Source organism: Streptomyces sp. AgN23, from assembly GCF_001598115.1.
In the GTDB taxonomy this organism is placed as follows: domain Bacteria; phylum Actinomycetota; class Actinomycetes; order Streptomycetales; family Streptomycetaceae; genus Streptomyces; species Streptomyces antimycoticus.
On record NZ_CP007153.1, the window covers coordinates 6692146 to 6714567 of the forward strand.

The window sequence follows — 22422 nt, forward strand, 5'->3', positions numbered from 1 at the left end:
CGTCAGGGGGCGCACTGCATCCGCCGGGGTACACAATGTGGGAAACCGGGCCAAGACGGCCGAAGACGGGTGTCGTGTGCCCCATCCGCCCGGCGGCACGGGAGCAGACCGAGGAAGGGAGGCATCGTGCCGGAGACGGACGTGGCCGTCGTGGGGGCGGGCGCCGCCGGGCTGTCGCTGGCCCACCGGCTCGCCGGACGCGTTCCCGGCCTGCGAACACCGTCCGTGGTGCTGGTGGACGCGCCGCCCGGCCCGCTGCGCCCGCCGCCGCGTACCTGGTGCTACTGGGCGGCGGGACCCGGGCGGTTCGACGCGGCGGTGCGGGCCGAGTGGCGGCGGCTGAGGGTGCGTCCGCGCACCGGCATCCCGGTCGAGGGGGACATCGCCCCGCTGCGGTACCGAATGATCCGCTCCGAGGACTTCGAGCGCCTGGTCTCCCGGGACCTGGCCCGCAGCCCCAACGTCCGGCGCCTGGAAGCGACCGTCGAAACGGTGGAGGACGTGCCCGGTGGCGCTCACGTCCACCTGAGGGACACCGACGGCCGGGCGTGGGTGCTCAGCGCCCGCTGGGTGCTGGACTCCCGCCCCCCGAGCAGCCTGCCGGCCGCTCGCACCACTTTGCTGCAGCACTTCCACGGCTGGTTCGTGCGCACCGCCCGGTCCGCCTTCGACCCGGCCGCCGTGGAGCTGATGGACTTCCGTACCCCGCAGCCCGCCCACGGCCTGTCCTTCGGCTACGTCCTGCCGCTGGGGCCGTGCGAGGCGCTCGTGGAGTACACCGAGTTCTCCCCGCGCACCCTCACGCCGGACCGTTACGAGGCCGCCGTACGCCACTACGCCGACGAAGTGCTGCGGCTCGGCGAACGGCAGGTCCTGGCCACCGAGACCGGCGTCATCCCGATGACGGACGCGCCGATCCCCCGGCAGGCCGGCGGCTCGGTCTTCCCCATCGGCGCCGCCGGCGGAGCGACCCGCCCCGCCACCGGCTACACCTTCGCCGGACTGCAGCGCCAGACCCGGGCCGTCGCCGACGCCCTGCGCCGCGGGCGCCGCCCGGTGCCGCCCGCCGCCCACTCGGTGCGCTCCCGCGCCATGGACGCCGTCCTGCTGCGCGCCCTGGACAGCGGCCGGGCCGACGGTCCGGAACTGTTCAGCCGCCTGTTCGCCCGCGTGCCCATGGCACGGCTGCTGCGCTTCCTCGACGGAGGCACCCGCCTGCACGAGGACGTGTCCATCGGCCTGCGTACCCCCGTTGGGCCGATGCTGCGCTCCGCCCTGGAACTACCCCGCTTGCCCCGCCGCCGCTGCGACCTGCCCGCGTTGCCGCATCCGCCGGCGCGTCCCGCCACTCCGCCGCTTCCCACGACGGACCCGCCCGCCCCGCCCCCCACGGAGACCGCATGACGCTGCTGCGCGACGAGCGCCTCGCCGCCGCCTTCGACCACGCCTCCGGCAGCTACGACACGCTCGTGGCCGCCAATCCCGGTTACCACGCCCACCTGCGCCGCTCGGTGCGCCGGCTCGGGCTGCCCGGACAGGGGCAGGGGCTGCGCCTGCTCGACCTCGGCTGCGGTACCGGCGCCTCCACCGCCGCGCTGCGGTGCGTCCTGCCCGCCGCCGACATCACGGCCGTGGACGCCTCGGCCGGCATGCTGCGGCAGGCCGCGGCCAAGCCGTGGGCAGGCGGGGTGGCCTTCGTCCACGCCCCCGCCGAGCGGCTGGCCGAGGCCGGGGTACGCGGCCCCTTCGACGCGGTCTTCGCGGCGTACCTCTTCCGCAACGTCACCGACCCCGACGCCGTCCTCGCCGGCGTGCGCGGGCTGCTGCGGCCGGGCGGCCGGCTCGGCGTGCACGAGTACACCCTCCGCGGGCGGCGGGCCGACCGCGCGGTGTGGACGCTGGTGTGCCGGGGCGTCGTCCAGCCCGTCGCGACCCTGCTGGGGGACGGGCCGCTGTACCGGCACCTGTGGCGCAGTGTGCTGGAGTTCGACACTGCCGGGCGGTTCGCGCGGCGCCTCGGCGCGGCCGGCTTCGACCGGATCCGCGCCCTGCCGCTGCCGGGTTGGCAGACGGGCATCGCCCACACCTTCGTCGCCCGCCGGGCACACGACCGGGGGAAGGCCGCATGAGGACCTCACGCCAGGGCGCCGCGCGCCGGGGACGCGACCGGCGGGCCCGGACGCTGCCGGCCCGGCCCGGCGTCCCCCGGGTGCGGGGGACCCCGCCGTCGGTGGCGGTGGTCGGTGCGGGCATCGCCGGCCTGGCCGCCGCCACCGGGCTCGCCGAGCGCGGGGTGGCCGTCACCCTGTACGAGAAGCGGCCCTACCTCGGCGGGCGGGTCGGCGGCTGGCCGACCGCACTGCGCGACGGCACCACGGTGACCATGAGCCGCGGCTTCCACGCGTTCTTCCGTCAGTACTACAACCTGCGTGGACTGCTGCGCCGGACCGACCCCGGCCTGGAGCGGCTCACCGGCCTCCCGGACTACCCGCTGCGGGGCGCCGACGGCCTGCACGACAGTTTCCGGCACGTCCCGCGCACCCCGCCGTTCAGCGCGCTCGGCTTCGTGGCGCTCAGTCCCTCCTTCCGGCTCGCGGACCTGCGCGCCCTCGACCCCGTGGCCGCCCTGCCCCTGCTCGACGTGCGCGTGCCGGAGGTGTACGAACGCCTGGACGGCACCAGCGCCCACGACTTCCTGGAGGCCGTGCGCTTCCCCGAAAGCGCCCGTCACCTGGCCTTCGAGGTGTTCTCCCGCAGCTTTTTCGCCGACCCGCGGGAGCTGTCGGCGGCCGAGATGGCGCTGACGTTCCACATCTACTTCCTCGGCTCCGCCGAAGGGCTGCTGTTCGACGTGGTCCGCGCCCCCTTCCCGGCCGCCCTGTGGGACCCGCTCGCCGGCTATCTGACCGGCCACCACGCCGAGGTGCGCACCGGCACGGCCGTCGAGCACATCGCGCCCCTCCCGGACGGCGGTTTCGTGGTCGCCTCCGACCGGGACGAGCGCCGCCACGACGGGGTCGTCCTCGCACTGGACACCGCGGGGCTGCGCTCGCTGGTCGCACGCTGCCCACAGTTGGGCGACGCGCCGTGGCGCGAGCGGATCGGACGGCTGCGCACCGCCCCGCCCTTCCTGGTCAGCCGCCTGTGGCTGGACCGGCCTGTCGCACCCGACCGGCCCGGCTTCCTCGGCACCAGCGGCTTCGGCACCCTCGACAACATCAGCGTGCTGGAACGCCACGAGGACGAGGCGGCCCGCTGGAACGCCCGCACCGGTGGCTCCGTCGTCGAACTGCACGCCTACGCCGTACCGCCCGACGCCCCCCGGGACGTCGAACACAAACGTCTCCTCGACCAACTGCACCGCGTCTACCCGGAGACCAGCACGGCCACGGTCGTCGACGCCCGCCACGAGTGGCACGACGACTGCCCCCTGTTCCCGGTGGGCGGCTACGGCGACCGCCCCACCGTCCGCACCCCGCACCCGCGACTGGTCGTGGCCGGCGACGTGGTCCGCACCGACTTGCCCGTGGCGCTCATGGAACGGGCGGCGACGAGCGGCTTCCTCGCGGCCAACGCCCTGCTGGAGCTGTGGGGGGTGCGGGGGCAGACGCTGTGGACGGTGCCGCACCGCGGGCGGGGCGCGCTCCTCAGGGCCCTGGCCACGTGGGGGCGGACGCCCGCCGTCCGCGGACGGTCGGACCCATGAGGACAAGCGGACGAGGACCCGGCCGCCACGGCATCGCCCGCCGCCCGAGCTCGCACACCGGCGTCTCACCACTGCGCGGACGCGTGGCCGTCGTCACCGGAGCCGCCCGCGGCGTCGGCGCGGCCGTCGCCGCCGCGCTGTCCGAGGCCGGTGCACGGGTGGCGCTGCTCGGCCGGGAGGAGGAGAGGCTGCGGGAGGCGGCGGCCGGGCTGCCCGCGCCCACCCTGTGCGTCGAGGCGGACGTCACCGACCAGGCCGCCCTGGACGCCGCCGCACGTGAGGTCGAGGCGCGGCTCGGCCCCGCCGACGTGGTCGTGGCCAACGCGGGCATCGCCGTCAGTGGACCCTTCCGCACCACCGCGGCCGACCTGTGGCAGCGGGTCGTCGACGTCAACCTGACCGGCGCGGCCAACACCGCCAGGGCCTTCCTGCCCCACCTCACCCGCACCCGCGGCTACTTCCTCCAGGTCGCCTCCACCGCCTCGTTCGGCTCCGCGCCCATGATGAGCGCGTACTGCGCCTCCAAGGCGGGTGCGGAGTCCTTCGCCCAAGCCCTGCGCTGCGAGCTCGAACCCGACGGCATCGCCGTCGGCGTCGCCTACCTGCACTGGACCGGCACCGACATGATCGGCGGCATCGACGACAACCCGGTACTGCGGGCCCTGCGCGCACATCAGCCCCGGTTCGCCCGCCGCGTCCAGACTCCGGCGCGGGTGGCCGACCTGCTCACCGCCGGCATCGCCCGCCGCGCTCCCCGCGTCCACGCGCCGCCCTGGCTGCGCTGGTGCCAGCCGCTGCGCCCGGTCTTCCCCGCCCTCGTCGCCCGCGTCTCCCGGCGGGAGTTGCGCCGCCCGGGCGGGGCCGAGTTAACCGCCGGCACCGGAGTCCTGGGCGCGGGCGGCCGCGCCGACTGGAGCGCGCACCGGTCCGCACCGAGTCCGCGGCCGGACGGGCAGGCGGACTGACCGGCAAGGACGCTACGGGGTGTCCGGGCCTGGCGCGCGGCCGGTTCCGGGATGAAGGCTTCTTCCACTTGATCCGATTCCGTTCGTCTGAACGTCGGGGCCCGAGCGCGATCCGCTGACTCGAGCCCCGGCGGCCCGGCCCCTCCGCACCCGGCTCCTCGGGAGCGCGGGCGACGGAGCACGCGGGGCGGGGGCCGGGGGCCAGGTGACCTCAGGAGGGTCCGGTGCCCGCGCGCGGCGGATTCCTCAGGCCCGCCGTCCGCCGTCGACCGACAGGGCGATGCCGGTGATGTAGGACGCCGCGTCCGAGCAGAGCCAGACGGCGGCGGCCGCGGCCTCGTCCGGGGTGGCCATCCGGCCGAGCGGCGTGATCGCCTCCTGCATGGCGATCAGGTCGGTACCGGCCGCCACCCGCTCGAACCCGGGAGTGCGGGTCGGGCCGGGGCAGACGGCGTTGACCCGGATGCGGTCCGGCGCGTAATCGACCGCGGCGACCTTGGTGAGCCCGACGATGCCGTGCTTGGCGGCCACGTAGGCGGGGGCGGTCGGGATCGCGTACAGGCCGCCGTTGGAGGCGATGTTGACGATCGCGCCGCCCTCGCGGCGGCGCAGCTCGGGCAGTTCGTACTTCATGCACAGGAAGGTTCCGGCCAGATTGACATGAACCACGCGCTCGAACTCGTCCAGTGTCATCTGCTCGAGCTGCCGGTGATGGGAGTCCAATCCGGCGTTGTTCACGGCGAAGTCGAGCCCCCCGTACTCCGCGACCGTACGCTCGACGGCCGTCCGCACGGAGTGTTCGTCGCCGATGTCGGCGTGGATGGACAGTGCCTCCCCACCGTCCGCCCTGATCATCTCGGTGGTCTCGGCGGCCGTGCTCTCGTCGATGTCGAGCACGGCGACCGCGGCGCCGCACCGGGCGAACTCCAGCGCCGCCGCACGGCCGATCCCACTGCCCGCGCCGGTGACCAGACCCACCTTCCGGGTCGCGGCGCTCATGCGAGCGGCTCGTGGTTGGCCCAGGCGACCTTGTACGGGTGCCGCGACTGCCAGCGGTGGATGATCTCGTGCAGGCCGGGCGCGGCGAACCCCTTCGCCAGAGCGTCGATGTCGGCCACGGCGAACTGCACGATCGCGGTCGCGATCAGCGCGGGAATGGCCTCCTCCCCGGGGACGGGAAGGTGGCGGCGGGCCACGACCGACTCCACGAAGCCGGTGTCGAGCATGGCCCGTTTGATATCCCCGAGGTATTGGTCGAGTTCCACATCGGGCAGAGGCTGATCGAAGGAGACGATCATCGTGTGCTGGATCATGTGGCAATTCTCGCGACCGCTTGCCGCAATTGTCCAAGATCAGTATGGAATTCGGCGATAACCTACAGGCATGGTTGAACTGGAGACCCGCGAACTCGAGTACGTCATCGCACTCGCCGAAGAGCTGCACTTCGGCCGGGCCGCCGCCCGGCTCTCGATCGCCCAGCCGGCGCTGTCGAAGGCGATCCGACGGATCGAGACCCGCCTCGGCGTCCCGCTGTTCCTCCGCTCCAGCCGGCACGTCGAGCTCACACCGGCCGGGGAAGCGCTGCAGGAGCACGGACGGCACGCGCTCAACGCGGTCGCCGCCGCCGTCCGCAGCGCCCGGCGTGCCGTCGACACCGAGGCTCACCTGCGGCTCGTGCTCAAGCCGGGCGGTGACGCCGGTCTGCTGTCCGGGATCCTGGCCGAGTACGCCCACCAGCCCGATGCCCGCCGGGTCGACATCCTCTTCAGCGGCCCCGCCGACCGCACCGACTTCCTGCTCGACGGCCGGGCCGACGTCGGCCTGCTCTACGTACCGTTCGACGATCTCGACGGCCTGGACCACGAGACGCTCCACGCCGAGGAGCGGGTGGCCATCGTCCCCACCGCACACCGCCTGGCCGGGCTCGCTTCGGTACGGATGGCCGACCTGGCGGGCGAGACACTGCCGAGCTGGAAGGGCGTGCCCGGGGGCGACGGCACCGGTCCGGAGGTCGCCGACGTGGTCCAGCTGCTCCAGATGATCAAAGTGAGCCGCATGATCGGGGTACTTCCCCGGTCGCTCGTCGAACCGCTCCCGCCCGGCCTGGTCGGCGTACCGGTATCCGACGCGCCGCCCAGCCGCCTCGTGCTCGCCTGGAACGAACAGGACCGCCGCCCGCTGCTCGCCTCGTTCGTGGCCGCGGCGCTGAGGGTTCCGCCCAGAATGGCCGGCATGGTCGGGGCTGACGCGTCAGGGGCGACCTTGACGTGGTGAGGGCGACCTTGACGTGGTGAGTCGGGCGCAGGGGGACCTCCCGCCCAGCGGGGAACACCCAACGCGGCCCTACGATGGGCTCAGACGGTCACCTTCCCCTGCCGTCAGGGCTTCTTCGGCTTGCCCTCGCCGTACAGCCAGACATCGAAGAGTCGGGTCAGATCCTTCCCCGACTCGCGTTCGCACAGCTCGATGAACTGCTTCGTATCCGCGTTGCCGTGCCGGTGCTCCTTCAGCCAGGTGCGGAGGATGGAGAAGAAGGTCTTGTCGCCGACGGCCCGGCGGAGCTGGTGCAGCACCATCGCGCCGCGGCCGTAGACGGGCGGGTCGGAGACGCTGGCGACGGTCGGGGGGTCGGCGGGTGGGAAGTCCCAGATGCCCTCGCTCTCGTCGTCGGTGCCGTCGTAGAAGTCGTCGAAGGTCTGCTGGGCGGTGCGGCCGTCGTGGTCCTCTTCCCACAGCCACTCGGCGTAGGTCGCGAAGCCCTCGTTGAGCCACATGTCCTTCCAGACCCGGGGGGTGACCGAATCGCCGAACCACTGGTGGGCGAACTCGTGCACGACGAGCGTCGTGTCCGGGGCCGCGTCGAAGTACGGCTTGGTCTGGGTCTCCAGGGCGTAGCCGAGGCCGGGAAGGTGGTCGACGACGGCGCCGGTCGAGGAGAAGGGGTACGGGCCGAAGGTGCGGGTCTCCCAGGTGATGACGTCGTCGACCTGGGCGGTGATGTTCTTGGCGCGTTCGGCCTCGGTGGGGTCGACGGCGACGTAGACGGGCAGGCCCTTGCCGGTGGTCGTGGTGCGGACGCCGAAGCGGCCGATGGCGACGGTGGCCAGATAGCTCGCCATGGGTTCGCCCATATGCCACCGGAAGGTGGTGTGGCGGTCGCGGCTCTGCCGGCCTTTCAGCTCACCGTTGGAGACGGCGGTGTAGCCCTCGGGAACGGTGACGGCGATGTCGTAGGCGGCCTTGTCGGAGGGGTGGTGGTTGCCGGGGAACCAGGTCATCGAGCCGGTCGGCTCGCCGAGCGCCACGGCGCCGTCGTCGGTGCGGATCCATCCCTCCTTCCCGGTGTCCTCGCCGGTGAGGGTTTTCGGCTTGCCGTCGTAGACGACGGTGGCCGTGAAGGTGCGGCCCTCGGGGAGGGCCGAGGCGGAGGTGAGGATCAACTCGGTGCCGCTGCGGGTCGCCCTGGCGGGGCGGCCGTTTACCGTGGCCTTCCGCACCGCCAGCCCGGCGAGGTCGAGGTGGAAGGAGCGCAGGGCCCGGTCCGCGCGGGCGGTGATCCGGGCGGTGCCCCGCAGGTGGCGGGTGCCGGGTGTGTAGTCGAGGGCCAGACGGTAGCTCCGCACGTCGTAGCCGCCGTTGCCGAGCCGGGGGAAGAGCGCGTCGCCGACCCCGGGGGCGCCCGCTCCGGTGCGGGACGCCCCGGCCGCGCCCTGCGCCCCGGAGCCACCGGTGCAGCCCGCGACGCACAGCGCCAGCAGCAGCACGCCGGGCAGCACCCGCGAGATGCGGCGAACGGGCCGGGGCGCCACGCGGTGGGGCTCCGGGGCGAGCGGTTCGTCGTCCATCGCGGTCCCTACGCTTCGGCGGCTGCTTTCAGGAGAGTAACGGTCGCCGGGGCCCGCCCGGCGGAGATCCAGGGCCCGCCCGGCGGACATCAGGAGCGGCCACGCGTGAGCAGAAGGGGCGCTCCGTCGCGACGTGCTGGATCGGGCAGAGGTACCGGCACTTCGAGGACCCGAAGCCCGGCTACGTGGCCGACTGGGCCGATCTCCCCGACTGACAGAAACAGAAGGAGACGGACGCGGACATCTTCGAGGCGATCGAGAAGAGCGTGAGCTGACGGGGCGGCAGCGCGTCGCGGCCGCAAAGGGCGGGGCGGGGGCCGGGGTTGGGCAGCTCAGCGGGCTTTGAGCGAGTTAAACGTCTCTGAGCTGCAGTTCACCACTTCTAGTGAAGCTATGGCCTTGAGTTGCAATCGGCAACGCTGAGTTGCCAAGCTGTTGCCGACTGTCAACCCAGGGAGTGCACGTGGCCTTTGGTGACCAGCCCGCATACCTCCGCGTCGCCGACGATCTGCGGAAGAAGATCGCCGGGGGTGAGCTGCCACCGCATGCGCGTCTCCCCTCTCAGGCCAGGATCCGGGAGGAGTACGGGGTTTCGGACACCGTCGCCCTCGAGGCTCGGAAGGTGCTGATGGCCGAGGGCCTGGTCGAGGGGCGGTCGGGGTCGGGGACGTATGTGCGGGCCCAGCCTGTGCCGCGGCGGGTCGTCCGAGGTGGATTCCATACCGCTGGGGAGGCCACGCCGTTCCGGCAGGAGCAGGCCGATGAGCGGGTCATCGGGAGCTGGGACGCTCACAGTGAGCAGGATGAGGCCGGGGCGGAGATCGCCGGGCGGTTGGGGATCGACGTGGGGGAGCGGGTGATGCGCACCCGCTATGTGTTCCAGTCGCAGGGTGAGGCGGTCATGCTCTCCACCTCCTGGGAGCCGCTTGCCGTCACCGGCCGTACGCCCGTGATGCTGCCCGAGGAGGGGCCCCTGGCCGGGCGCGGGGTCGTCGACCGGATGGCCGCCCTCGACCTGGTGGTGGACAACATGGCGGAGGAGGTCGGCGCGCGCCCCGGCCGGGCCGAGGAGGTGCTGGCGCTCGGCGGGGTGCCGGGGCACTGGGTGCTGGTCACCTCGCGTACGTACTTCGCGGGCGGCCGTCCGGTCGAGACCGCCGATGTGGTGGTGCTCGCCGAGCGCTATCGGGTCGCCTATCGGCTGCCGGTGAAGTGATGCTTCGTTCGGCCCGTGCGGTGGTCGGCGTCTCCGGCACCTGACCGTGGACCCTGCCCCGCCCACGGCCCCTGAGCCCGGTTCCCGCCCACGGCCCCTGAGCCCGGTTCCCGCCCACGGCCCCTGAGCCCGGTTCTCGCCCACAGCACCCGAGCCCGGTTCCAGCGCCCGCTGTTGTAAAACTCACATCAGCGCAGGTGAAAGGGGTTACCGGAAGGCGATCATCCATTTTGCTCTTACGATGGACCGGTTTGTGTCCGGTCGTCGGGGGGCGAAGGGAGTGCCAGGAACGTTGAGCACGGAGCAGGGTTCCCACTCGCATTACCGAAGGTCACTCGGACCAGTGGCCCTCACCGCCGTGGGGCTTGGGTCGATCATCGGTTCCGGCTGGCTCTTCGGCGCCGAGCGCGCCGCCGCGCTGGCCGGGCCCGCCGCCATCCTGGCCTGGGTGATCGGCGCCGCCGTCGCCCTGACCATCGCCCTGACCTACTCCGAGCTGGGTTCGATGTTCCCCAAGGCCGGCGGCATGGTCCGGTACGGGCAGTACTCCCACGGCTCCCTGGCCGGATATCTGGCCGCCTGGGCCAACTGGATCGCCATCGTCTCGGTGATCCCCGGTGAGGCCACCGCCTCCGTGCAGTACATGAGTTCCTGGGACTTCGGCTGGGCCAAGGCGCTGTACGACGGGAAGGAGCTGACCGGCAGCGGTGTCGCGCTCGCGTCCGTGCTGCTGCTCTTCTACTTCTTCCTCAACTGGTTCGCGATCACCCTCTTCGCGAAGACCAACACCGCGATCACCGTCTTCAAGGTGGTCGTGCCGACCCTGACGGCCGGGGCCCTGCTGCTGTCGCACTTCGACACCGGCAATGTCACCGACCACGGCGGCTTCACCCCCAATGGCTGGAGCTCCGTATTCACCGCGGTCGCCGTCTCCGGCATCGTCTGGGCCTACAACGGCTTCCAGTCGCCGCTCAACATGGCCGGTGAGGCCCGTAACCCCGGGAAGTCGCTGCCCAAGGCCGTCATCAGCTCGATCCTCATCTCGCTGGTGATCTACGTCGCGCTGCAGATCGCCTTCCTGACCGCCGTCCCCGCCGCCGATCTGGCGCACGGCGGCTGGTCCGGGCTCTCCTACAACTCCCCGCTCGCCGATCTGTCCCTGGCCTGGGGCCTGAACTGGCTGGCGATGCTGCTGTACGCCGACGCCTTCGTCTCGCCGTCCGGCACCGGCATGATCTACGCGGCCACCACCTCCCGCATGATCCAGGGCGTCCAGGAGAACGGCCATCTGCCGGGGATCTTCGGCAAGGTCGACCCCAAGACAGGTATTCCGCGCCCGGCGCTGCTGCTCAACCTGGTGATCGCCTTCATCTTCCTCGCGGTCTTCCGCGGCTGGGGCTCGCTGGCCGAGATCGTCTCCGTCGCGACCGTGATCTCGTACATCACCGGTCCGGTCGCCGTGATGTCGCTGCGCCGCCTCTCCCCGGACCTGCCGCGCCCGGTGCGGCTGCGCGCGATGCCGGTGATCGCGCCGATCGCGATGGTCTTCGGCTCGCTGGTGCTGTACTGGGCCCGCTGGCCGCTCACCGGCAAGGTCATCTTCATCATGGCCATCGGGCTGCCGATCTGGGCCTGGTACGAGCTGCGCAAGCCGTGGGCGCAGCTTCGGCCGCATCTGGCGGCTGGTGCCTGGATGGTCACGTATCTGCTGGTCATGGCCGCGGTGTCGTGGGCCGGCGGCACGGAGTTCGGCGGCCGCGGCTATCTGCCGGGCGGCTGGGACATCCTGGTCGTCGCCCTGATCGGGCTGGCCTTCTACGTCTGGGGCGTACGCAGCGCATGGCGCAATCCGACGCTGCTGGAGGCCGAGCGTGAGCTGGGCACCACCCCGGCCGGTGCGGACAGCGAGGACGACGAGCGGGCGAAGGCCGGCGCGCGCGTCTGAGAGATACCTCTGCGACATGGCCGGATGAGTGCCTCGTTGTAAGAACTCGTATCCGCTGCGTGAAGGTAGGGCGTAGGCTCGGGCATATGCGGATCGGGATTTCCTTCATGGTGTCGCGGGGGCGTGCGCCCGGGCGTGCCACAGCGGAGAGGGCGGGGAGATGAGTGACGGGAACGCTGTGCTGCCCTGGCTCGTGATCCGCCAGGACGCCAATGGCAACCGCTACCGCGTCGGGCGCTACGCCACGAGGACGGAGGCCCAGGACGTGGCCGACCGCCTGGAGGGCCAGGGCCAGGAGCAGTTGTACGTGGTCGAGCGGACCGCCGCGTCCCGTCAGTCCGGCTAGGCCGCGGGAATCGGCCAGGCCGCGGGAATCGGCTGGGCCGACAAGAAGCGGGCCCGCCCGCGGAAATGCGTATGTCTTCCCAGGCCCCGGGGCGTCCGCCCCGGGGCCTGGTGTGTATCGGCGCAGGCCAGGCAGGCTATAAGGTGCGGCGCATGAGCGTGCGTGTGGTGGTGGGTGGAGCGGTGTTCGACGGGGGGCGGCTGCTGGCCGCGCGGCGCAGCGCCCCGCCCGAGCTCGCGGGCCGCTGGGAGCTGCCCGGCGGCAAGGCCGAGCCCGGGGAGACGCCGCCGCAGACGCTCGTCCGCGAACTGCGCGAGGAGCTCGGGGTCGAGGTCGAGCCGCTCGAACCGCTGCCGGGGGAGTGGCCCTTGAAGCCCGGCTATGTGCTGCGGGTGTGGACCGCGGCCCTGCGCTCCGGCGAGCCGCGCCCGTTGGAGGACCACGACGAGCTGCGCTGGCTCCCCCCGGACCGGGTGGACGAGGTCGACTGGCTGGACGAGGACCGTCCCGCGGTGGCCGAGGCGGTCCGCCGACTGCGCGCGGCGGAGGGGGCCGGGCAGGACGCCGAGCGGGGTGCCGGGCGCGGCGCCGGGCAGGGCGCCGAGCGAGGGGCCGAGCGCGGCGCCGAGGGTGCCCCTCCGCGTACCCCCTGAGGCCCGTCCCGCGCGGGGCCCGTTCGAGGTCTCGTACAGGGAGAATCCATGGGGTTCGAGCCGCCTCCACCTGGTTAGGAGTGAGGGGGAACGCTGATCATGAGCGCTTCACCAAAAGCCGGGACGGAAACCGATGGCGGGCTGAGATAGTGCTGTGATCGTGAAGACCGTACTCGGGATGGCCGAAGTGCTGGATACTCGGCTATCTGGAGCCGGTCGGAGCACCTGAGCCGGAGGGGACGGGCGCATGAGCGAGAAGCCAGCGGGGGCTGATATGCCCGAGGAGGCGGTTGGTTCGCAGGTGTCGCCGGCGTCACAAGGGTCTTCGCTGCCGGACATGTCGCCCATGTCCTCGATGTCGGCGGTGTGGCAGAGCAGCCCGCCCGGCTCGATCTATGACTACATCAAGGTGGCTTCCTTCGCATTGGGGCCCGACGGCCGGATCGCGCAGTGGAGCGAACGGGCCGCGGAGTTGCTGGGGCTGACGGCGCACCAGGCCATCGGCAAGGATCCGGTGGAGGCGTTCGTGCCGCCCGAGTACCAGGAGACCGGCCATCGCGCGGTCGCCGACATCCTGGACGGCCGGGAGTGGACCGGGCTGGTCCCCTACCGTAGCCCCCGGTCGCCGAGCGGACACGGCATCGCCGAGGTCTATGTGATGCCCGCTCAGGATGAGAACGGGAAGCGGTCCGCGCTCTGTATCGCGGTGGACGTCAGCGCGTTGCGCGGGCTGGAAACGGATCTTGCTTCTTCACAGGCCGTTTTCGGTCAATCTCCGCTCGGTTTCTTCCTCTTCGGGACCGACCTGCGGATGCTCCGGGTCAATGAGCGTTTTGCGAAGGTTTTCGGCCGCCCCGCCGAGGAATACCGCGGGGTGACCCCGCACGATCTGCTGCCGCGCGGCGAGGCCGACCGGCTGGCCGCCGCCCTGCGCCAGGTCCTGGACTCCGGGCAGGCGCTGACCGATATGCCGCTCATGGGCCAGACTCCGGGCAGCACCGACCGCCGCCGCTGGTCGGTCTCGCTCTACCGGCTGCACAGCGGCTCCGGCCGTCCCATCGGCATCGCCGGACTGGCCACGGACGTCACCGGCCGCCGCCGCGCAGAACAGGAGGCCGCGGGCGTACGGCGCAATCTGGCGCTGCTGAACGAGGCCGGGGCCCGAATAGGCACCTCGCTCGATCTGGAGACCACTGCCCGGGAACTGCTGGACGTGGCCGTGCCGCAGTTCTGCGACCTGGCCTCCGTCGACCTCTACCAGGGGCTGCTCTCCGGCGACGAGACCCCGCCGGGACTCGCCGACGGCAGCGCCGAGTTGCGCCGCGTCGCCTTCGCCAGCGCGGTCTCCGACGGCCCGGTCGCCTTCGGCGACATCTGCCGCGTCAACACCGCCGAGGACCCCAAGCCCATCCAGGTCGGCGAGGTCCACCGCTACCCCTTCAACTCCCTGTGCGCCCATGCCCTGCGCACCGCCCAGGTGCGGGTCGTCCCCGGCCGGGACGGCAGCGAGAACCTGGAGTTCGGCGCCATGCTGCAGTCCACCCTCGTGGTGCCGATGGTCGCCCGTGACACCGTCGTGGGCCTCGCCCAGTTCTCCCGGACCAAGGGCAGCGAGCCCTTCGGCGAACGGGACCGCGCGCTCGCCGTCGAGCTGGCCGCCCGCGCCGCCGTCAGCATCGACAACGCCCGGTTGTACCGCAGAGAACATGAGCGCGCGCTGATACTCCAGCGCAGCCTGCTCCCGCCCGGCGACCCGGAGGCCGCCGGGCTCGACATCGCCTGCCGCTATCTGCCGGGGAACGCGGCGACCGAGGTGGGCGGCGACTGGTTCGACGTGATCGAGCTGCCCGGGCACCGCACCGCGCTGGTGGTCGGCGACGTGATGGGGCGGGGGCTGCGCGCCGCCGTGGCCATGGGCGAACTGCGCACCGCCGTACGCACCCTCGCCCTGCTCGACCTGGAGCCCGCCGAGGTGCTCTCCGCGCTGGACGAGATCGCCCTCGGCCTCGGCACACCGGGCGGCTCGCACGCCGGCGCGCGGCCGGGATCGCGTGCCCTCGCCCGTGGCGGCCAGGCCGCCGAGGACTCCTCCGACTTGACCGAGGTCTACCTCGCCACCTGCGTCTACGCCGTCTACGACCCGGTCACCCGCCGCTGTACCTTCGCCAACGCCGGGCATCCGCCCCCCGTCCTGGTGGAACCGGGTGAGAACGCCCTGCTGATGGAGGTTCCGCCCGGCATGCCGCTGGGCGTCGGCGGTGAGCCGTTCGAGGAGATCGAGGTCGAGCTGCCCGACGGCGCGCTGCTGGCCCTCTACACGGACGGTCTGGTCGAGTCCCGCGACCACACCCTCGACGAGGGGCTCCAGGCCCTGCGCTCGGCCCTCGACACCCCCGACGGCGGAAACGCCGCGGCCGGATCCCTCGAGGACGTCTGCGACCACGTCCTGAGCACCCTCGACACCCACCACGGCGAGGACGACATCGCCCTGCTGATGGCCCGGATGCAGGGCCTGTCGGCCGAGTCGGTCGGCGACTGGCACCTTCCCAGCGCCCCGCAGTCCGTGGGCCGGGCCCGCGAACTGGCCCGGGAGCAGCTCGAGTCCTGGGGCCTGGACGGCCTGGTGGACACCACCGAGCTGTTGGTCAGCGAGCTGGTGACCAACGCCCTGCGGTACGGCGAGGGCGAGATCAGGCTGCGGCTGCTGCTGGACCGCACGCTGGTCTGCGAGGTCTGGGACGGCGGTCTGGTCCAGCCCCGGCGGCGGCGCGCCCGGGACACCGACGAGGGCGGGCGCGGGCTGCAGCTGGTCGGCCTGCTCAGCGCGGGCTGGGGCAGTCGGCGGACCCCGCTCGGCAAGACCGTCTGGTTCGAGCTGGCCCTGCCGGACGGCCAGTCCTCGGGGCCGGACTCGGTGGAGGCGCTGCTCAGCCTCTGGTGACGGCGGCGGGCCACGGCCGGTACGGCGGTGGGCCACGGCCGGTACGGCGGTGGGCCCCAACGGCAGCGGGCCCGCCATCGGCGGGCCCGCGACACGAGGGGGAGCTACTGCCCCCGGCGCCGGATCTTGTTGCCGAGCCAGACCAGCGGATCGTACTTACGGTCCACCGCCCGCTCCTTGAGCGGGATCAGCGCATTGTCGGTGATCTTGATCTGCTCGGGGCAGACCTCCGTACAGCACTTGGTGATGTTGCAGTAGCCCAGTCCGTGCTCCTCCTGGGCGGCGCTCTTGCGGTCAAGACCGGTGTCGGCCGCCGCGTCCAGCGGATGCATGTCCAGCTCGGCCACCCGCATCAGGAACCGCGGCCCGGCGAACGCCTCCTTGTTCTCCTCGAAGTCCCGCACCACATGGCAGACGTCCTGGCACAGGAAGCACTCGATGCACTTGCGGAACTCCTGTGACCGCCCCACGTCCTCCTGCCACATCCGGTACTCGCCAGGCCCCAGCCCCTCCGGGGGCACGAAGGACGGCACCTCACGGGCCTTGGTGTAGTTGAACGACACATCCGTCACCAGGTCCCGCACCACCGGGAAGGTCCGCAGCGGGGTGATGGTGATCGTCTCGGCCCGGTCGAACACCGACATCCGGGTCATGCACAGCAGCCGGGGGCGGCCGTTGACCTCGGCGCTGCACGAACCGCATTTACCCGCCTTGCAGTTCCAGCGGACCGCCAGATCGGGGGCCTGGGTCGCCTGCAGCCGGTGGACGATGTCGAGAACGACCTCGCCCTCGTTGACCTCGACGTGGAAGTCCTTCAGACCGCCGCCGTCCTGGTCGCCCCGCCACACCCGGAAGTGGGCCTCGTACGCACTCACTGGGTCAGCTCCTCGTCCGTCAGGTACTTCACCAGCTCGTCCTTCTCGAACAGGTTGAGCAGATCGGGCCGGATGGGCGGCATTTCGCGCCGCTCCAGCCGGATCTGCCCGTGTCCGGTGTCGGGCGCCGCCAGCCCGCCCGACGGGTCGGAGAGCCGGCAGACCAGATTGAGCCGCCGCCAGCCGCGGTCCATCTCCGGGCAGTCGTCGCGGGTGTGCCCGCCACGGCTCTCGGTCCGCTCCAGCGCGGCACGGGCCACGCACTCGCTGACCAGCAGCATGTTGCGCAGATCGATCGCCAGATGCCAGCCGGGGTTGAACTGCCGGTGGCCCTCGACCCCGGCGCGGCGCGCCCGGACCCGCAGACTGGCCAGCCGGTGCAGCGCCTCCTCCATCTCCCCGGCCTTGCGGATGATCCCCACCAGGTCGTTCATGGACTGCTGGAGCTCCTGGTGGAGGGTGTACGGATTCTCCGGTGGCCCGGCAGGACCCGCGCTCTCGTCCGGCTCACCGGCCTCGGCGCTGAACGGGCGCAGCGCCTCGGCCGCCGCCAGGTCCAGCTGGGTCTCGTCCGGCACCGGACGGGTGCCCGAGGCCGCGGTCTCCTGGGCGTAGCGGGCCGCGTGGAGCCCGGCGCGGCGCCCGAAGACCAGCAGATCGGAGAGGGAGTTGCCGCCGAGCCGGTTGGAGCCGTGCATCCCGCCCGCGACCTCGCCGGCGGCGAAGAGACCGGGCACGCCGGTCGCGGCCGCGGTGTCCGGGTCGACGTCCACCCCGCCCATCACGTAGTGACAGGTCGGGCCCACCTCCATGGGCTCGGCGGTGATGTCGACGTCCGCGAGCTCCTTGAACTGGTGGTGCATGGAGGGCAGCCGCCGCTTGATGACCTCGGCGGGCATCCGGGTGGACACATCGAGGAAGACCCCGCCGTGCGGGGAGCCCCGGCCCGCCTTCACCTCGGCGTTGATGGCGCGGGCCACCTCGTCGCGGGGGAGCAGCTCGGGCGGGCGGCGGTTGTTGTCCGGATCCTCGTACCAGCGGTCGGCCTCACCCTCGGACTGGGCGTACTTCTCCTTGAAGACGTCCGGGATGTAGTCGAACATGAACCGCTTGCCCTCGCTGTTGCGCAGCACCCCGCCGTCGCCCCGCACCGACTCGGTGACCAGGATCCCCTTCACCGAGGGCGGCCAGACCATACCGGTCGGATGGAACTGCACGAACTCCATGTTGATCAGCGGGGCGCCCGCGAGCAGCGCCAGCGCGTGACCGTCGCCGGTGTACTCCCAGGAGTTGGAGGTCACCTTGAAGGACTTGCCGATACCGCCGGTGGCCAGCACCACGGCCGGGGCCTCCAGCGCGAAGAAACGCCCCGACTCGCGCTCGTAGCCGAAGACACCGGCGACCCGGTCGCCGTCCTTGACGATCCGGGTGACCGTGCACTCCTGGAAGACCTTCAGCCGGGACTCGTAGTCGCCGGTGGCGGCCTTGTCCTCCTGCTGCAGGGAGACGATCTTCTGCTGGAGGGTGCGGATCAGCTCCAGGCCGGTGCGGTCCCCGACATGGGCGAGGCGGGGGTACTCATGGCCGCCGAAGTTCCGCTGGGAGATCTTGCCCTCGGGGGTGCGGTCGAAGAGCGCGCCCCAGGTCTCCAGCTCCCAGACCCGGTCCGGGGCCTCCTGGGCGTGCAGCTCGGCCATCCGCCAGTGGTTGAGGAACTTGCCCCCGCGCATGGTGTCGCGGAAGTGCACCTGCCAGTTGTCGCGCTCGTTGACATTGCCCATGCTGGCGGCGATGCCGCCCTCGGCCATCACCGTATGGGCCTTGCCGAACAGCGACTTGCAGATGACGGCGCAGCGCATGCCCTGCTCGCGGGCCTCGATCGCGGCACGCAGCCCGGCGCCGCCCGCGCCGATCACGACCACGTCCCACGCCTGCCGCTCGACTTGCGTCATCGATGAGCACCTCTCCTAGAAAAAGCGGGGATCGTCGAAGGCACCGCTCGCCACCAGATAGACGTAGAAGTCCGCGACGGCGACGCTGATGAGAGAGGCCCAGGCCAGCTGCATATGGCGGGCGTTGAGCCCGCTCACCCAGCCCCAGAGCCGATAGCGCACCGGGTGCCGGGAGAAGTGCTTCATCCGGCCGCCGACGATATGGCGGCAGGAGTGGCAAGAGACGGTATACGCCCAGATCAGCGCGATATTGGCGAGCAGTACCAGGGTGCCCAGGCCCATATGGCCCCAGCGGCCGTGCTCGTCCCGGAAGCCGAGCACGGTGTCATAGGTGAGGATCCCCGCGACGATCACCGCGAAGTAGAAGAAGTAGCGGTGGATGTTCTGCAGGACCAGCGGGAAGCGGGTCTCGCCGGTGTACTTGGCGCGCGGCTCGGGGACCGCGCAGGCGGGCGGCGAGGCCCAGAAGCCCCGGTAATACGCCTTGCGGTAGTAGTAGCAGGTGAGCCGGAATCCCAGCGGGAAGATCAGGATCAGCAGCGCGGGGGACAGCCCCCACCACGCGCCGAAGATCTCCCAGTTGGCTCCGCCCTTCATGGGCACGCAGTTCTGGGCGATGCACGGCGAGTAGAAGGGGGAGACGTACGGCTCTGCGTAGTAGTCGTCCCCGGCGAAGGCGCGCCAGGTGGAGTAGACGATGAACGCGAACAGCCCGGCGGCGGTGATCGCCGGGGAGAGCCACCAGCGGTCGCTGCGCAGATGGCGTGCGGGGATGGCGGCGCGTGAGGCGCCGTGCACGCCGTGCGGGGCCGTCCCGCCGCCTGCCGGCGCGGATGTGGTGGCTTGGGGGTCGGTGCCTGTGGCCAAGGGGAACTCCGCGGTGGAGTGGTATGGGGGGACGATGGGGGGGCGCCCCGACGACAGGAGGCGCGCCGGGCCGTCCCTAGGGCGCGTGGCGATCGCGCGCGCCGAGGCCCTCGTCGTCGACGTCCAACCACAGCGCACTGTTGTACGGCCCATCGGGGACCGGAATCATGTCGGGGCGTGATCGCTCCTCGGGAGCGGTCTCGCGCAGGAGGGCGAGGCTCTCGCGGAGGTGGTCCGCGTCGGTGCGGACCCGGCGTATCTCCAGCCCGTCGGCGTCCACCCGCTGCTCCAGCCGGGCGACAGAACGGACCAGCTCATCGAGACAGCGCTGGACGGCCGTCAAGTCGTCGTTCAAGGACATGACTTGCCCTCACTTCCGCGGTTGCGGTTGGCGACGCTCATGCGACAGCGAGTGTTACGCGCCACGGTCGTGGTTGTGAAGGGATCTGTCGCGATTGGCGGCGCCACCGGCGGGATTCCGCCGCCGCGCGCCGGAGTGCGCGCCCGCCGCATTGATCCGGTCGGGTGATCCTTTCCCCTCATGGCCGTCTCCATGGCCTTCTCGGCGTGCTGTCCCATGAACCGTCGCTTTGAGTGAGGAGTATATGCGATCAGCGTCACACTATGCCAAATGCGCATATATCCGTCACCCTGCGGAGGTACGAGCCATGCCCCTCACCAAGCGCCGCCGCGCCATGCTGCTCGCCACGGGGGTGATGCTGCCGCTGCCCGTGCTAGCCGGCTGCAGCTCGGACGACGACGGCCCGGCGCCGCCCGCCGCCTGGGACATCGCCTCCGCGCCACGCACCGCGACCTCCGGCACCGGCACTCTGCGCTGGGCCCTGGACACGGCACCCACCACCCTCAACGCGTTTCAGAAGACCGCGGACACGGGCACCCAGCGGATCGCCGGCGCCGTGCTGCCCTCCCTCTACACCCTTGACGCCCGGGGCAGGCCCCAGCGCAACGGCGACTATCTGACCGCCGCCGACGTCACCTCCTCCGACCCCAAGCAGGTCGTGGTCTACAAGCTCAACCCCAAGGCGGTGTGGAGCGACGGCCGCCCGATCGGTGCGGAGGACTTCCAGGCCCAGTGGCGGGCGCTGCGCGGCACCGACGAGGCGTACGGGACGGCGCGCAACGCCGGATACGACCGGATCGCCAAGATCGAACCCGGGGACAAGGAACACGAGGTCAAGGTCACCTTCGCCAAGCCGTACACCGACTGGCGCTCGCTGTTCACCCCGCTGTACCCGAAGAGCGTGATGGGCAACCCGGCGGTCTTCACCGCACCGGCCACCAAGGGGCTCGCGGTCGGCGCCGGGCCCTTCATGGTGCGCGAGGTCTCGGACGGCTCGGTCACCCTGGTCCGCAACCCCCGCTGGTGGGGCGACCGGGCGCGGCTGAGCCGGCTGGTCTTCCAGGCGGTGCCGGCCGAGAAGCGGGACGAGGCCCTGATCGCCGGGCGGCTTGACCTGGCCGAGGTGGACCGGGCCACCGCCCGGCGCATCCGGGCCACCGCACCGGACAAGCGGGCCGCGGGCACCGGGCAGGGCTCTTCGGCCCCGGGCAAGGCGGGCGCGCCGGAGCCGTCCACCGGCGGCCGGGAGGCGTCCGGAGCCGAGGGAGGGGCCACCGGCGACACCGGCAAGGCCACTGGCGACACCGACAAGAACCGGTCGCGGACCCGGGCGCTGAGCAGGTTCACCCTGCGCAAGGCGCTGGACTCCGCCTACACCCAGCTCGCCCTCAACGGCACCAAGGGCCCGCTCGCCGACGAGCGGGTGCGCCGCGCGGTGGCCCGCGCGATCGACCGGAAGGCCCTGGCGAAGCTGGTGCTCAAGCCGATGGGGCTGCCGTCCGAGCCGCTCGGCAACCATCTGCTCATGGCGGGCCAGCCGGGCTACAAGGACCACAGCGGCGCCCTCGGCGACCCGGACACCAACGCCGCGCAGTCGCTGCTCGCCGACGCGGGCTGGCGGGCGGGCGACGCGGGTCGGCAGAAGGCGCTCGACGGCAAGACGGACGACCGGGGCAAGCGGCACAGCGCCCCGACCGCCACCGCCACCGCCACGGACCCGGCCACCGGCGGCGCCACGGACCCGGCCACCGACAGCGCCTCCGGCACCGCGTCCCAGAGCGCCTCCGGCACCGCCTCCGCCTCCGCCTCCGCCACGAACACCGAGCGCCCCTCCGGCGCCGCCCCCGCGGCTGGTGACGCCGGGCGGTCCGGTCGGCTCGGCGAGGCGGCCGTCGTACGGAAGAAGGGACGACCGCTGGTGCTGCGCTTCGTCCTCCCCGACGACCGGACCGCCGCCCCGCTGAGCACGGTCGGCGAGCGCATCGCGCGGATGCTGGAGAAGATCGGCGTCCGGACCGAGATCACCAAGGTCCCGAGTGAGAGCTACTTCCGGGACCACATCGCCACCGGCGACTACGACCTGGCCCTCTACTCCTGGCCCGCTTCCGCCTACCCGGCCACCGACGGCCGCCCCATCTACGCCAAGCCGCAGCCCGCCGCCGACGGCTCCCTGGTCGTCGAGCAGAACTACACCCGGGTGGGCACCGACCAGATCGACCAGTTCTTCGACCAGGCGCTCTCCGAGTTGGACAGCGGTGCGTCCCGCTCCCTGGTCAGCCGCGCCGACTCCCGGATCTGGGCGGCCGCCGGATCGATTCCGCTCTACCAGCGCCCCCAGCTGATCGCGATGCGCAAGGGCCTGGTCAACGCGGGCGCCTTCGGCTTCGCCACCCCCCGCTATCAGGACATCGGCTTCCGCCGCTAGGGGGTGGCCGACGGATCTTGACGCCTGCGGCGGGCTCTTCCCCTCCCCGCCCCTTCCCGAAACCGGGGCTCCGCCCCAGCCCCCGAAACCGGGGCTCCGCCCCAGCCCCCGAAACCGGGGCTCCGCCCCAGAGCCCCGGTCCGGGGTTCTGCCCCAGCCCCTGGCCCGGGGTTCTGCCCCGGCCCTTGGTCCGGGGTTCTGCCCCGGCCCTTGGTCCGGGGTTCTGCCCCGGCCCTTGGCCCGGGGTTCTGTCCTAGCCCCCGAAACCGGGGCTCTGCCCCAGAGCCCCGGTCCGGGGTTCTGTCCCGGCCCCTGGTCCGGGGTT

Annotated in this window: 18 protein-coding genes; 11 read left to right on the forward strand and 7 right to left on the reverse strand. The window is 72.1% G+C overall.

All coding sequences use genetic code 11. The features are described from left to right. Window positions 1–126: 126 nt before the first annotated feature. Genes AS97_RS29115 through AS97_RS29130 form a run of 4 tightly spaced genes read left to right on the forward strand, consistent with a single transcriptional unit; the run spans window position 127 to window position 4671 of the window. Complete coding sequence (locus AS97_RS29115; RefSeq protein WP_210565936.1) at window positions 127–1404, forward strand: lycopene cyclase family protein; 1278 nt, start codon at window positions 127–129, stop codon at window positions 1402–1404. Further along, window positions 1401–2129, forward strand: a complete 729-nt coding sequence (locus AS97_RS29120; protein ID WP_125761612.1) for a class I SAM-dependent methyltransferase — start codon at window positions 1401–1403, stop codon at window positions 2127–2129. The genes AS97_RS29115 and AS97_RS29120 overlap by 4 nt, the downstream gene beginning before the upstream one ends. Continuing rightward, window positions 2126–3706: an FAD-dependent oxidoreductase gene (locus tag AS97_RS29125; RefSeq protein WP_185930335.1), complete on the forward strand. Its 1581-nt coding sequence runs from the start codon at window positions 2126–2128 to the stop codon at window positions 3704–3706. The genes AS97_RS29120 and AS97_RS29125 overlap by 4 nt, the downstream gene beginning before the upstream one ends. Further along, entirely contained in the window at window positions 3703–4671 is a 969-nt protein-coding gene (locus tag AS97_RS29130) for an SDR family oxidoreductase (RefSeq protein WP_247204526.1), read from the forward strand. The genes AS97_RS29125 and AS97_RS29130 overlap by 4 nt, the downstream gene beginning before the upstream one ends. Before the next feature lie 246 nt (window positions 4672–4917). On the opposite strand, the gene AS97_RS29135 is transcribed toward AS97_RS29130, so the two are convergent. Next, window positions 4918–5670 (reverse strand): SDR family oxidoreductase, encoded by a 753-nt coding sequence (locus AS97_RS29135; protein ID WP_059145301.1) that lies wholly within the window; start codon window positions 5668–5670, stop codon window positions 4918–4920. Further along, window positions 5667–5984 carry a hypothetical protein gene (locus AS97_RS29140; protein WP_059145300.1) on the reverse strand — a complete coding sequence of 106 codons (318 nt, stop codon included), beginning with the start codon at window positions 5982–5984 and terminating at the stop codon, window positions 5667–5669. Before AS97_RS29140 ends, AS97_RS29135 begins: the two co-directional genes overlap by 4 nt. A 70-nt stretch (window positions 5985–6054) precedes the next feature. Here AS97_RS29140 and AS97_RS29145 point away from each other — a divergent pair, with 70 nt between their 5' ends. Beyond that, window positions 6055–6945: a LysR family transcriptional regulator gene (locus AS97_RS29145; RefSeq protein WP_125761610.1), complete on the forward strand. Its 891-nt coding sequence runs from the start codon at window positions 6055–6057 to the stop codon at window positions 6943–6945. A gap of 104 nt (window positions 6946–7049) precedes the next feature. On the opposite strand, the gene AS97_RS29150 is transcribed toward AS97_RS29145, so the two are convergent. Further along, a complete protein-coding gene (locus AS97_RS29150; RefSeq protein ID WP_210565937.1) occupies window positions 7050–8516 on the reverse strand; it encodes a M1 family metallopeptidase in 1467 nt (488 codons plus the stop codon). 463 nt (window positions 8517–8979) lie between these two features. Between AS97_RS29150 and AS97_RS29155 the strand changes: the two genes are divergently transcribed. From AS97_RS29155 to AS97_RS29175, 5 genes are all read left to right on the forward strand, one after another. Further along, the gene (locus AS97_RS29155; protein ID WP_059145297.1) at window positions 8980–9732 is read left to right on the forward strand and encodes a GntR family transcriptional regulator; all 753 of its coding nucleotides are present in this window, start codon (window positions 8980–8982) and stop codon (window positions 9730–9732) included. Between the two features lie 241 nt (window positions 9733–9973). Further along, window positions 9974–11677: an APC family permease gene (locus AS97_RS29160; RefSeq protein ID WP_247204527.1), complete on the forward strand. Its 1704-nt coding sequence runs from the start codon at window positions 9974–9976 to the stop codon at window positions 11675–11677. Window positions 11678–11837: 160 nt separating this feature from the next. Beyond that, on the forward strand, window positions 11838–12023 hold the full coding sequence (locus AS97_RS29165) for an SPOR domain-containing protein (RefSeq protein WP_059145295.1): 186 nt from the start codon (window positions 11838–11840) through the stop codon (window positions 12021–12023). Between the two features lie 152 nt (window positions 12024–12175). After that, complete coding sequence (locus AS97_RS29170) at window positions 12176–12676, forward strand: (deoxy)nucleoside triphosphate pyrophosphohydrolase (protein ID WP_086709635.1); 501 nt, start codon at window positions 12176–12178, stop codon at window positions 12674–12676. Window positions 12677–13013: 337 nt separating this feature from the next. Beyond that, window positions 13014–15617: a SpoIIE family protein phosphatase gene (locus AS97_RS29175; protein WP_201724635.1), complete on the forward strand. Its 2604-nt coding sequence runs from the start codon at window positions 13014–13016 to the stop codon at window positions 15615–15617. Between the two features lie 104 nt (window positions 15618–15721). Here the strand turns inward: AS97_RS29175 and AS97_RS29180 are convergent, their stop codons facing one another. From AS97_RS29180 to AS97_RS29195, 4 genes are all read right to left on the reverse strand, one after another. After that, entirely contained in the window at window positions 15722–16492 is a 771-nt protein-coding gene (locus tag AS97_RS29180) for a succinate dehydrogenase/fumarate reductase iron-sulfur subunit (RefSeq protein WP_059145293.1), read from the reverse strand. Beyond that, window positions 16489–18444, reverse strand: a complete 1956-nt coding sequence (locus tag AS97_RS29185) for a fumarate reductase/succinate dehydrogenase flavoprotein subunit (RefSeq protein WP_059145292.1) — start codon at window positions 18442–18444, stop codon at window positions 16489–16491. Before AS97_RS29185 ends, AS97_RS29180 begins: the two co-directional genes overlap by 4 nt. A gap of 15 nt (window positions 18445–18459) precedes the next feature. After that, the gene (locus tag AS97_RS29190; protein WP_210565939.1) at window positions 18460–19311 is read right to left on the reverse strand and encodes a hypothetical protein; all 852 of its coding nucleotides are present in this window, start codon (window positions 19309–19311) and stop codon (window positions 18460–18462) included. Window positions 19312–19387: 76 nt separating this feature from the next. Then, window positions 19388–19672 carry a hypothetical protein gene (locus AS97_RS29195; protein WP_059145290.1) on the reverse strand — a complete coding sequence of 95 codons (285 nt, stop codon included), beginning with the start codon at window positions 19670–19672 and terminating at the stop codon, window positions 19388–19390. A gap of 307 nt (window positions 19673–19979) precedes the next feature. Between AS97_RS29195 and AS97_RS29200 the strand changes: the two genes are divergently transcribed. Beyond that, the gene (locus tag AS97_RS29200) at window positions 19980–22097 is read left to right on the forward strand and encodes an ABC transporter family substrate-binding protein (RefSeq protein WP_210565940.1); all 2118 of its coding nucleotides are present in this window, start codon (window positions 19980–19982) and stop codon (window positions 22095–22097) included. The last annotated feature ends 325 nt before the right edge of the window (window positions 22098–22422 follow it).

What these genes read in the sequence shown, in the direction of transcription:
- AS97_RS29175 (WP_201724635.1), top strand. Translation starts at nt 13,014, where the DNA reads ATGTCGCCCATGTCCTCGATGTCGGCGGTGTGGCAGAGCAGCCCGCCC.
- AS97_RS29125 (WP_185930335.1), top strand. Translation starts at nt 2,126, where the DNA reads ATGAGGACCTCACGCCAGGGCGCCGCGCGCCGGGGACGCGACCGGCGG.
- AS97_RS29160 (WP_247204527.1), top strand. Translation starts at nt 9,974, where the DNA reads ATGGACCGGTTTGTGTCCGGTCGTCGGGGGGCGAAGGGAGTGCCAGGA.
- AS97_RS29120 (WP_125761612.1), top strand. Translation starts at nt 1,401, where the DNA reads ATGACGCTGCTGCGCGACGAGCGCCTCGCCGCCGCCTTCGACCACGCC.
- AS97_RS29185 (WP_059145292.1), bottom strand. Translation starts at nt 18,444, where the DNA reads ATGACGCAAGTCGAGCGGCAGGCGTGGGACGTGGTCGTGATCGGCGCG.
- AS97_RS29165 (WP_059145295.1), top strand. Translation starts at nt 11,838, where the DNA reads ATGAGTGACGGGAACGCTGTGCTGCCCTGGCTCGTGATCCGCCAGGAC.
- AS97_RS29145 (WP_125761610.1), top strand. Translation starts at nt 6,055, where the DNA reads ATGGTTGAACTGGAGACCCGCGAACTCGAGTACGTCATCGCACTCGCC.
- AS97_RS29195 (WP_059145290.1), bottom strand. Translation starts at nt 19,672, where the DNA reads ATGTCCTTGAACGACGACTTGACGGCCGTCCAGCGCTGTCTCGATGAG.
- AS97_RS29130 (WP_247204526.1), top strand. Translation starts at nt 3,703, where the DNA reads ATGAGGACAAGCGGACGAGGACCCGGCCGCCACGGCATCGCCCGCCGC.
- AS97_RS29170 (WP_086709635.1), top strand. Translation starts at nt 12,176, where the DNA reads ATGAGCGTGCGTGTGGTGGTGGGTGGAGCGGTGTTCGACGGGGGGCGG.
- AS97_RS29200 (WP_210565940.1), top strand. Translation starts at nt 19,980, where the DNA reads ATGCCCCTCACCAAGCGCCGCCGCGCCATGCTGCTCGCCACGGGGGTG.
- AS97_RS29150 (WP_210565937.1), bottom strand. Translation starts at nt 8,516, where the DNA reads ATGGACGACGAACCGCTCGCCCCGGAGCCCCACCGCGTGGCGCCCCGG.
- AS97_RS29140 (WP_059145300.1), bottom strand. Translation starts at nt 5,984, where the DNA reads ATGATCCAGCACACGATGATCGTCTCCTTCGATCAGCCTCTGCCCGAT.
- AS97_RS29135 (WP_059145301.1), bottom strand. Translation starts at nt 5,670, where the DNA reads ATGAGCGCCGCGACCCGGAAGGTGGGTCTGGTCACCGGCGCGGGCAGT.